The 9,627-nt window shown below is 67.5% G+C and carries 10 protein-coding genes; 3 read left to right on the top strand and 7 right to left on the bottom strand.

Annotated elements, in window-relative coordinates:
* A partial coding sequence (mobF, locus tag AO501_RS07665; RefSeq protein WP_055577160.1) for a MobF family relaxase occupies nt 1-4,268 on the bottom strand: 4,268 nt, incomplete at its 3' end.
* A 378-nt stretch (nt 4,269-4,646) separates the two neighbouring features.
* Here mobF and AO501_RS07660 point away from each other — a divergent pair.
* From AO501_RS07660 to AO501_RS07650, 3 genes are all read left to right on the top strand, one after another.
* Nucleotides 4,647-5,102, top strand: coding sequence for a hypothetical protein (locus AO501_RS07660; protein WP_055577161.1), 456 nt, complete (start codon nt 4,647-4,649; stop codon nt 5,100-5,102).
* Between the two features lie 185 nt (nt 5,103-5,287).
* Complete coding sequence (locus tag AO501_RS07655) at nt 5,288-5,704, top strand: hypothetical protein (RefSeq protein WP_156452383.1); 417 nt, start codon at nt 5,288-5,290, stop codon at nt 5,702-5,704.
* Nucleotides 5,705-5,786: 82 nt separating this feature from the next.
* Nucleotides 5,787-6,311, top strand: coding sequence for a hypothetical protein (locus tag AO501_RS07650; protein ID WP_231752382.1), 525 nt, complete (start codon nt 5,787-5,789; stop codon nt 6,309-6,311).
* Between the two features lie 107 nt (nt 6,312-6,418).
* Here AO501_RS07650 and AO501_RS07645 read toward each other — a convergent pair whose 3' ends face one another.
* From AO501_RS07645 to AO501_RS07620, 6 genes are all read right to left on the bottom strand, one after another.
* Nucleotides 6,419-6,649 carry a hypothetical protein gene (locus AO501_RS07645; RefSeq protein WP_055577157.1) on the bottom strand — a complete coding sequence of 77 codons (231 nt, stop codon included), beginning with the start codon at nt 6,647-6,649 and terminating at the stop codon, nt 6,419-6,421.
* Nucleotides 6,646-6,972 (bottom strand): hypothetical protein, encoded by a 327-nt coding sequence (locus AO501_RS07640; protein WP_055577156.1) that lies wholly within the window; start codon nt 6,970-6,972, stop codon nt 6,646-6,648. Before AO501_RS07640 ends, AO501_RS07645 begins: the two co-directional genes overlap by 4 nt.
* An 83-nt stretch (nt 6,973-7,055) precedes the next feature.
* Nucleotides 7,056-7,592, bottom strand: coding sequence for a hypothetical protein (locus AO501_RS07635; RefSeq protein ID WP_231752381.1), 537 nt, complete (start codon nt 7,590-7,592; stop codon nt 7,056-7,058).
* A gap of 408 nt (nt 7,593-8,000) precedes the next feature.
* Nucleotides 8,001-8,366 carry a hypothetical protein gene (locus AO501_RS07630; RefSeq protein ID WP_055577154.1) on the bottom strand — a complete coding sequence of 122 codons (366 nt, stop codon included), beginning with the start codon at nt 8,364-8,366 and terminating at the stop codon, nt 8,001-8,003.
* Nucleotides 8,367-8,395: 29 nt separating this feature from the next.
* Nucleotides 8,396-8,803: a hypothetical protein gene (locus AO501_RS36945; protein ID WP_055577153.1), complete on the bottom strand. Its 408-nt coding sequence runs from the start codon at nt 8,801-8,803 to the stop codon at nt 8,396-8,398.
* A gap of 436 nt (nt 8,804-9,239) precedes the next feature.
* A partial coding sequence (locus AO501_RS07620; protein ID WP_231752380.1) for a hypothetical protein occupies nt 9,240-9,627 on the bottom strand: 388 nt, incomplete at its 5' end.

Raw genomic sequence — 9,627 nt, 5'->3', positions numbered from 1 at the left:
GGTTCGCTGAAGGTGGCGGCGGGGTGGGGGATGTCGCTGTCGAGGGTGGCGGCGTGGTGGGTGAGCAACCCGATGCGGTAGGTGAGAAGGCGGGCGTATTCGTCAGGGCGCAACGGGCGTGTGGCGGCGCTGTCGCGCAGGTGTTCGGCGGCCGCGCTGAGCAGGTCCGCAGGCGGCCAGCCCGAAGAAGCGACAGCGGTGATCAGGCCCGGCCAGGCGGGGTCGGTGATGACGGCTTCGGCGATACGGGTTCCCAAGAGGTGATGCAGCTCCTCGGCCCACTCGGGTCGCAGCGTGGTGTCGGTGCGCTGCAGCGACGGCGGTGCCAGGGTGCCCGCAAGCCGCCACCACAGGGCCGCGGCGGGCATCTCGTCGGGCAGTGGGCCGTTGGCGGTGACGGCCTCGTCCAGCAAGGCGGCGACGTCAGCTCCGGCGCGTGCAGCGTGGTCGAGGTGGGTGGCCAGCCGAGGCCAGAACGGGTCACTGCACAGCTGCGGGTTGATGCCGTCGATGAGGGGTCGCCAGCGTTGCGCGGCGGCATCAGGGCGAGTGAGGCTGGCATCGAGGAACTTTCGCAGGAGGCGCTGGAAGGCTGCTGAGCGGTTGCGGTGGTGCTCGGGTCCGGTGACGCGCGTGTCGGCGGTGTCGACGTTGTGGGCGGCGCGAAAGACCGCGATTTCGGCCGTCAGCATGCCTTGGTCGGGCAGCAGCGGCCTAGCCCATGCGGGGGCGGTTTCTGGTGTCCAACTATGGACTGTTTCGCGGACTTCGTCAGCGAGTTCGGTGACCAGTTCTGCGCAGCGGGAAAGGTAGGCGCCCCAGGTCGGATCGTCGGCCAGGGCAGTGGGTATGTCTGCAAGCCAGCGCAGCGGTCCGACGCGTTCAGCGGCGCTTCCCGGTGGCGTGGGGAGGCGGTAGTCCAGGACCGCGGCGACATCGTGCGGCTCACCCAAAGGGGCCTGCGCGGCGTGGTGCAGCGCAGCGACGGGGTCGTGTCCGTCGATGGCGAGCAGCGCGAGGTTGCGCCGGAGAACAGGCCAGGCTTCGGCGTCGGTGAGGTCTTCGTCCAGCTTGGCGGCGGCGTCGTCGATGGCGGCCATAACTGATGGGCCGGCGTGTCGCGCGGCGGCGGTGGTCAGGGCGTCGGTATAGATCTGTGCTGCACGGTGCAGGCGGGTGAACGGGTCGGCTTCGGCGCCCATCACGGTGTGGGCGGACTGTTGCGCACCGTCGCGGCGAACAATGCTGGACAGGACGTCCACGGCGGTGGCGGGATGGGTGGCCTTGGGGGTCAGGATGCGGTGCGGGTCGGCTTCTGCGGTGGAGCCGTAGAGATGGTTTTCGGTGCATCCACGGGTGAGGGCGACATAGAGCTGGTTGCGGGTGAGGTGATCGCCGATGACGGTGTGGCAGGTGCCTTCGGTGTCGCGTCTGCCGGCGGTCATGCCTTGGACTTGGTTGATGGTGTTGGCGTAGCCCAGGGTGGTGAAGGCGCTGACGTACCAGGGGGGCAGAAGCACGGGGGTGGCGGTGCCGCGCAGGGGAACGACGGTCAGCGCGCCGTTGTCGTGGACGGTGCGGATGGTCCAGCGGTGACCGTTTTTGACCCATCCGCCGTTGTTGTCGGTGCGTAGGTAACGGCAGTTTTCGCGGGTGGCGATGGTGTCTCCGGATGAGGCGATCAATCCGTCGGCCAGTGTCACGGTGGACGTTGGGGTGGTGGCGCCGGCGGCGGTCAGTCGGTCCAGTCGGGCGCGTTGGTTAAGTCTGGCGACGATGTCGTTGGTGGGCGCGACCAGCAGCGAGTCGCGGCCTGCGGCGCGGTCGGCGGCCCACGCCGCGTAGGCCATGTCTTCGGCGGTGGCGTCAGCGCCGATGTGGACGCGGTGGTGGTCAATGTAGAAGCCGATGCCGGCGGGGTCGCCCTCGCGGATGGCCAGGCTGGCGGCGGCTTCTGCTCTACCGGTTTCAGCGTGGGTGAAGCGCACGACGGTATTGAGGGTGACCGCGTTGTGACGCTGGGCGAGGTCGCGCAAGATGCCGCCGGCGGAGATGGCGGCCAGTTGCTGGTCATCACCGATCAGCCGCACGCTGGCCCCGCGTGCCAGGGCGTGGGAGATCAGGGTGTCCAGGTCGAAAGTGGAGGCCATTCCTGCTTCGTCGAGGATGAGCAGACTGGAGTCGTTGATGGTGTCGAACCACTTCCTTGCAGGGTCATCGAGTGGGGCTTGCGGCTGGTCGCTGCGGGTTCCGGCGAGTTGGACGAATTTGGCCAACGTGTCGGTGGAGGTTCCGAGGTCTTCGGCCAGCACTTCGGCCGCAGAGGCGGTGGGGGCCAGCCCGATGACGGTGCCGCCGCTGGTGCGCCAGGCCGCCGCCAGAGCGGCCATCGCTGTGGTCTTGCCCGTGCCTGCCGGGGCAAGCGCAAGCTGTACACGAGCTCCGGAGGTGGCCATCTGTTTGACCAGTGCGGTTTGTCCGTCATTGAGTGCTACTCCGGTGTTGGCGTGGGCTTCCAGCAGGGCTAGGCCGACGCTGTCCTCGTCGACACGACGGCCGTTTGTCAGGGTGGCTGCGGCCAGGATGCGGCGCTCCGCGGCGAGCATCGCGTTACTGGTGTAGACGGTGTCGTCGTGACGGATATAGACGCTGGTGCCGTCGGGGCGCCGTAGCGCGGAAGGAACGTTCATTTCGGCGTCGGCGTGTGTGCTCAACGCGATGCTGTGCTCGCTCAAGGCGGTGGCGATGATGCGGTCGACCAGCTCGGGTCCGCCGGGATGATCGGCGTTGCGCAGGTGGCGTTGGGCTTCGGCGCGGATGTGGTTAATGGTCCAGGCGGCTCGTGTTTCGGCGACGGTGGTGATGACTGCGGCGGCCTGCGTGTGCAGCCATTCCTCGGTGACTTCCGGATGGATATGCGGGCCGCTATGGGTGGCGTCGGCGACCATGTCGGAGATCGCTCGCTGGCTACCGAGGATTTCGGTGGCCTGGGCGCGCCAGGTGTGGCGTTGCTCGGCCAGTGAGCGCGGTTCGTGTTTGGCCTGGCGGGTGTCGAGGTTGGCCTGCTGCGACAGCGCGAGGGCTTCTACCGCGGTGGGCTCGCGGCCGTGATCGGTGTGGAATTGTTTGGCCAGCTCGCCGAAACGGTGCTCGACTGCGGCCCGCCGCGAGGAGTAGAACTCGGTGAGTTTTGTGGACACGTTGGCGATTTCGCGCACCGCCCGTTTGCCGCGCTGGGTTGCTCGGGCCACGAATCGGACGCCGAGTTTGGCGATCAGCAGCGCTTCGATGCGGGTGTTGTAGTGCTCGGATGCGGCGACTTTGGCCCGGTAGAGAAGGGCGCCGTCCAAGGCCAGCCAGCGGGGGATTCCGTCGGGGCCGATGACGTGCACTTTGTTGCTGATGACGAGGTGGGTGTGCAGGTTGGGGTCCCCGGCGCGCGAGTCGCGGTGATCGAAAGCTGCTGCGATCAAACCCGTGGCTTTGATCTGGGCGATGCCACCTGATCCCATGCGTGAGAACGCCACATGCTCTTCCAGGAATACCAAGGTTTCTGCGACGGCTTGGTGGTGGCAGTCCTGGATAGTTTGCGCGATCGGCTCAGGTGCCAACGCCCACAGTGTCGAGACCGATTTGACTGGGGTGAAGGTTAAGTCGAAGCCGGCGACGGCGGTGGTGGCGGTGCGGGTGTTGCGGGCGATGAACCCACTGATTTCGCGATCGTCGGCAGGCGGGCGGTTGTAGGTTTCGGCGAACATCTCCTGGGCCACGGCGGTCCGAAGGGTGGCACGGACCTCGTCTTCGAGCTTTGCAACGGGGTTATTTCCGGCGGCGATGTTGTGTGCGCGGTAGGCCGCTCGCAGTCGTTGTTTGAACGGGTTGTCGTTGTCTTTGATCGGGAACGGGCGCCCAAGCCTGGCCGCATGCAGCGCCGCAGCCCCGCCCCCTTTACCGCCGAGGATGTACTCGGTGATCTGATCGGCATTGGGGTGTAAACCTTCCCCGAAAAGGGCCTTCATTTGCTCTTCAGTGACGGTCGAACCGTGCTCGACGTGCCAGTGGCGGCGGATGTTCTCGTCGTCGGTGTCGCGCGAGATCGGCGTGCCCAGCGCGGCAAGGCCGCTGCCCATCCACACTCCGGCGGACTCGCCTTTGTCGGTGTAGTAGTCGCTGAGAGATCCGCGGCCACGTTCGCTGGCATCGGCGGCGGCGACCTGCCGGATCAGGTACATGTACCCGTCGCCGGCCGTCAGCTTGTGCAGACTCATCACCGCGTCATCACCCCTTGCCGGAAAACTAAGGGCGGCCCCCCCGTCCCGCGCAACATCGGACTCAAACTCGGCATGCCTCCACCGGGGGCCGTTACCGATTCGTTACCTATGTGCACTAGGTGTGATGGCGGTTGTCGGTTTCGTGTGGTGATAGTTAGGGTAACCTAAGTTACGGCTGGCTGGTGGCGTGGCAGGAACGGGAGGGCGGCGAGGTGGGTGGTGGCCATGCTGGGGTGCATGGGTTAGCGATTGAGGCGACGGCAAGCGGGTGGCGAGCCCGGCTGGGGTGTCGCCTGCGGCCGCGGCGCAGGATGGGGGAGTGCGGCATAGCGGTTGGGGTGAGGATCGTGAAGGAGGGCAACGGGTTTGGACGAGATGCGGGCCCATCAGTTTTTCGGCGAGTGGGGTGAGACGCTTTGGCACCGGGGGGTGTACCTGGATGGTGATTTTGCGCCGGAGGATCAGGCCGAGCAGTGGGTTGAGGAGTTGGTGTCCAAGGCGTTGACGGCGATGGCCGATGCCGGCGTTGAGGTGAGCCGCGGCCCGGTGCGCGTGGTCGGGGACCACCTGATTGTTGAGCTTGATGGTGTGGACCTGGTGGCGCGGGATCTGCGTGATGGTCATGCTTCGCTGTCGATTGAGGTGATTTTGTCGCGGCTGGACGCGATCGCAGCGGATCGTGGCTCGGCGGCGCGGTGGCATTTTTGGTACACCGGGGATCCGGTGGGCGCCGGGTTCTTCGTCACAGAGCAGGAGATGGTCACCACTGCCGGGGTTGACGTGTGCGAGCTCGACGTCGGAGTGAAGTGGTACCGCCCGCAGATGCCGTAGGCAGGCCGCGCGGGGAGCACGCGCCCGACTGGGAATCCGCGGAGCCCGGCTGGTGGGGGCTGGGCGAATTGGCGGAGAGTTTTTCGGTTCCGTTGCGGTATAAGGCGACAGCGGGGCTTAGCGTGGCACCCATGGCATCTGGGACAGTGACGAAGGCGGCTCGCCGTGCAGCTCGTGAGGCGGCGGTGGCTGCGCAGGAAGAGCTGAGGAAGCGCACGCGGGCGAACACGGCGGATCTGGCAACGTTTTTCACCGCCCGTGAGCGCGAGGAAGCCGTTGATGAATGGCTGCGTGAGCGCCAGAGCACGTTGGTGCAGCAGGCCGCGCAGCGGCGCAACGCGCAGCGGCGGGCGTGTGGACAGGCGTTGCAGTCGATGCGTGATCGCGGCGAGCCGCTGTCAGAGGTTGCCCGCATGGCCGGGATCACGGAACGCACTGTGAGGGAGTTGATCCGAGAGGCTGAGCAAGCGGCGTCGCAGGATGAAGCTTGCCGGCCCTCTTCGCTCGCGGTGGTGCGTTCGGGCCCGGCGGCGCTGGCGGTGGTCGGGCCGGCCGATGCGGCGCCGGAGGCGACGGCGCCGGCGGGTGCGGCGCAGGCGTAAGCGGGGCCGCGGTGTCAGTCGGTGCGGGGACGATGTGCGCGATCGGGCACGCAGGCCTTCGGCATCAAGGACGGTGACAACTTTGGGGGGTTCGCAACCGCTACGTCTGGTGGTGGATCCGGTGGTGCATGCCAAGGAGTTACGGCGCTTTGAGGCCAGCGTCGTGCGCGGCCCTGGCGCCGAGGATTGCGCGATCTGGAGTTCTGCGATCGGCGCCGATGGGTACGGCAGGTTTTGGGTGCGCCGCGGGGGCAGCCGGATCATGGTGCGGGCCAATCGTTATGCACTGGCGGCCGCACTGGGCGGAGCGGCGCTGGAGCCGTGGGTGCGGGCGCTGCACGGTTGCGATAATCCGGCGTGCGTGCGGGTAAGTCCGCCCGGTGAGATGGGCCTGTTGCACATCATCGGCGGCTCGCAGCGCGACAACATGTTGATGATGGCCCGTGCGGGCCGCGGCGGCGGCCGGGTGGCGGTGCGCCGCGGTGATCACGGCGTGAAGGCGCGCCGGGCCCGGGCGGTGGCGTTGAGGGAGGCGGTGCGCCACGGGTGGGACGCCGAGGCGGTGCAGGCCGCGCTGCTGGGCTCAGCTGACCCGACGCTGTGGTGAACGTGCGGTGCGCCAGTGTGATTCGGGGGAGCGGGGGCGGAAGAAAAAAGGGGGTCCTGCCGGCCCCCCGATGGGTGGAGGCCGGCAGAGCGGGAATGTGCTGCCGCTTAGGTGATTTGGCGGGCCGCGTCGCGTAGGGATTCGAGCAGTTCGACGTTTTCACCGAGAGTCATTGTGTCGTGGCCCCATTGGCTGTAGGTGCCGGTGCGGGTGTTGATGAGATACGGGATCTCGACCTCTCGGTTGTCGATGGTGCGGGTGATGGTGCCTTCGATGATCATGATGGTCCTTTCGGGGATGATGAGCGGGCCGCTGAGGGGTGGCTGTGGGCCGGTCATGGTTGGTTTCCCAGGCCGGCGCGGTTGATGCGGGCGCGGATGGCGGCGAGGTTGTAGGTCGTGGGGTCGAGGGTGGCCCAGGTTTCCCATCCGCGGATGGCGTTGTTGACGTCTTCGAGGTGGACGCCGGGCTTGCTGAGGGGCAGGCTGTGGCCGTTGAACGGGTGTCCGAACTCGGCGATGACAGCGACGAGTTGGCCGGTTCCGTCGAAGGTCCGGGGGTCACCGGGGGGTGCCCAGTTGCGTTGGAAGCGCAGTTGGCGGGGGATGTTTTCGGCGGGGTCGATGAAGTCGCACGCCAGCGCGTAGTCGATGTCTGCCATGGTGATTCCTTTCGTGGGGGTTGGGGTGACAAGAAAGGGGCCAGGCCCGCGGGTGTGCGGACCTGGCCCTGGTGGGTGGTGGGTTAGGCGGCGCCGGCGCGGGCGGTGCTGGCCAGCAGCGTGTCGATGGCGTCGTCGAGGTCGTCCCAGTCGATGACGTCGTCGTCGTTGATCTGGGTGGTCCACATCGGGTCGCCGGCCTGGTGGGGAATGAGGGCGGTGAGGGTGTAGGTGTCGGTGCCGCGGGTGGCGCGGTAGGTCCATTGGTGGTGCGGGTCGGCGTGGAAGATCAGTTCGCCGGCACGGACTTTCGTAATGAAGAAGTTGGGGGTGTCGTCCAGGTGGGCTGCGGTGACTTCGACGGCGGCCAGGAGGTCGCCGTGGTGGTCGTGGGCGAGCAGGATGAGGTGGTGTCCGGTCTCGCGGGTGTACTGGTGGACGGTGCAGAGCTGGACGGGTCCGTGGTTGTGGGCCAGGATGCGGGTGATTCCGTACTGCTGGTCTTGGATGCGCCCTGCGGCCTCGTCGCAGAGGTTGAAGGCGAGTTCGAATTCGTGGTCCATGGTGTTCTCCGTTCTGTGACCCAGTGGTGCGCCGATCAGCGCTGGGGGTGCGGTCAATCGGTCGAGGGTGGGCTGTCAACCCCGAAGAGTCCGGTGCTGGTGCCGGCGGATTTGCGGCCCGCGAGCGTCAGCGAGCTGATAGGGCCGCAAAGGTCCTCCGCCGCCGGCACCAGCACCGGACGTGGGTTGACAGGTCGGGCCCCCGGCCGATTAGGCTGCGCCCCCTTGCTGACGGCAAGAAGGTGAGTGGCTACGGGCGTACGGCCGCCGCGGGCGGTCGTGTCGCGCCGCTGGGCGGCGCGGTCCAGACCGGCGTTTGATGGGCCCCGGGTTTGGCGTCAGCTGGTCCGTTCTGCGGCCGGGCGGAGCACGGCGTTTGCAGCGCAAGGGATGTGCGGAAAAAGAATGAGGCCCGGCCAGCCCCGTGGTGGGTGTGCTGGCCGGGCCGGGTCTAGGTTGCGGATCTCACCATGGCGTTGCCTGGACGAGGGACTGGACGTAGAGCCATTCACCGCGGGCGGCGTTGTCGCGGTTGCGGAATGTGGGTTGTTCGGTGAATGGGCGCGGGTCGCAGGCGATTCGCCATTTCTTGTCGGCGAAGTTGCGTGAGACGCATCCGCATCCGCCGTTGGGCCAGATGGTTTGGTCGACGTACCATCCGCCGTGCCGCCACCAGTGGTAGGTGAAGGCGGTGGGAGGTTCGCCTGCCATGCGATGTTTGGCCATTGCGAGCGGGCTGATGTAGACGCCACTGCGGTGTCGGAACCACCCGTCGCGTGGGGCGGAGTCTTGGTGGGTGTGCGGGATGGCGGCGAGGTCGGGCTGCGGCATGGGTTTTGCCTTTCGGTGTCGGTGTGTGGTCACAGTTCGTGGGCGAGGCGTTCAGCGGCGTGGGCGACGTCGCGCAGCAGGAGCGTTTCCTCGTCGTCGATGCGGGCGATCCGGCGGGCGTCGGTGTTCTGGTTGGCGTCGTCGAGGTCGGCCCGTCGTAGGCGCAGCGTGTTGAGGCGAGTGAGGGCTTGGTCGAGTTGGGGCCGGGGGTCGGTTTCACGCTCGACGCAGGCGATCACCAGACGCAGATAGTGCAGGATTTCGCGGCGGGTTCCCTGCAGGGCGAGGCCGTCTCCGTTGCCGTTCCACAGGCCCAGGATGTAAGGCGAGGTGAGGTCGTCTTCGTCGTCGGGCCGTAGTTCCTCGATGCCGCTGTCGCGGGTGCGCAGGGTGTAGAGAGCTCCGGCGGCGGTGCCCCATTCGACGTGGTTGGACATGGTGGTGTTGTGCTCCGTTCTGTGTGCTGATGGACGCGCCGGTCGGCGCTGGGGTGCGCGGAGGACCGGCGGGGCGGCGCGGTCCACCTGGGCCCGGCGGTGAAGCGGGAGGCGGATTTGGCGCCCGGTGAGCCCGGCGCGCAGCGCCGTGGGGCGAGCCTGGGTAGGGCGGCACATGCCGCCGGTGGCGCACGGGCGAGCGCAGCGAGAACGGGCGAGCCCGCCGAGGCCCGGGTTGACGGCGACACCAGTCCCCGCCGGTCACACTGGACACCCCCGCTGACTGCAAAAATGGTGAGCGGCTACGGATGTGACGGCCGCCGCCAGGCGGCCCTATCCCGACGTTGACGGCCTCGGCTGGTGCGGAAGAAAAAGGGGGGCCCGGGCCAGACCCCTGTGTGGTGGGTGTGCTGGCCGGGGACCCGGAGGGCGGAGGTCAGGCTGGGCGTGTAAGCGTGAGTGGCACGCTGGCGCGGGTGATGGCCCAGGGCCCGTCGTTGTAGCGGGGTAAGGCCCGCACGAGAGTGTCTTGTAGCGCGCGGCAGAATGCGTTGGCTTGGCTGGTTTCCCAGCTGTCGGGTTCGCCGGATTGGTACACGAAGCATTCGAGGGCATTGAGGACTTCGACGATCGACCAGGTGGTGTACTTCGGGCGGGAGTAGCGGTATTCGGTGCGCGACTGCGGCGCCTGGGCGGGGGTCCGGCGGGTATTGATGGCCTCGGTGTTGGCGTCGGAGAGCATCTGGCCGATATCTCTAGGTGAGCGGCGTGTGGAGTCGACGTCTACGACGGGGCCGCGGCTTGGCGTAGGTCCGTCGTCGTGG

It is taken from the genome of Mycobacterium gordonae, from assembly GCF_001417955.2.
GTDB classification, from domain to species: domain Bacteria; phylum Actinomycetota; class Actinomycetes; order Mycobacteriales; family Mycobacteriaceae; genus Mycobacterium; species Mycobacterium gordonae_B.
Note: the sequence above shows the minus strand (reverse complement) of the source record. Positions and strands in the feature narration are given on the sequence as shown.